The organism is Polaribacter sp., from assembly GCF_965656025.1.
Lineage (GTDB): Bacteria > Bacteroidota > Bacteroidia > Flavobacteriales > Flavobacteriaceae > Polaribacter.
Genome location: NZ_CBFHJT010000039.1, coordinates 1 through 410, shown reverse-complemented (window position 1 = coordinate 410; position 410 = coordinate 1). Strand labels below are relative to the sequence as shown.

Here is a 410-nt window from a genome sequence, read left to right as displayed (position 1 = left end):
CAGACACAGCAAGAAGTTACATTGGTTTTAGAACCGTACAAAATTATATAGGAACAACTAACAAATAATAAAAACACCCTTAAAATTAATTTAAAAAAATTATGGCACAGTCAAGAACTTACAAAAGAAATATGAATTTTATATATGGTATAGGAGCTGCAGTAGTAATTATTGGAGCGCTATTTAAAATTCAACATATTGAGATTTTTGGAATTACAGGAGGGATGATGTTAACGGTAGGGTTAATAGCAGAAGCAATTGTATTTTTTATATCTGCATTTGATACACCAGAAGAAGATTTAGATTGGTCTAAAGTATATCCAGAATTGGCAGATGCTGGTTTATCTTCAGAAAAAGAAACTAAAAAATTAGGTGCAGATGGTATGTTATCTCAAAAATTAGACAACTTA

The 410-nt window shown here is 29.8% G+C and carries 2 protein-coding genes; both read left to right on the top strand.

All coding sequences use genetic code 11. The features are described 5' to 3' along the window. On the top strand, positions 1-68 hold a 68-nt coding region (locus tag ACTG3S_RS08780), incomplete at its 5' end, for a hypothetical protein (protein ID WP_439129008.1). Positions 69-131: 63 nt separating this feature from the next. Further along, positions 132-410: gliding motility protein GldL (gene gldL / locus ACTG3S_RS08775; protein WP_439128982.1), on the top strand; the 279-nt coding region annotated here is incomplete at its 3' end.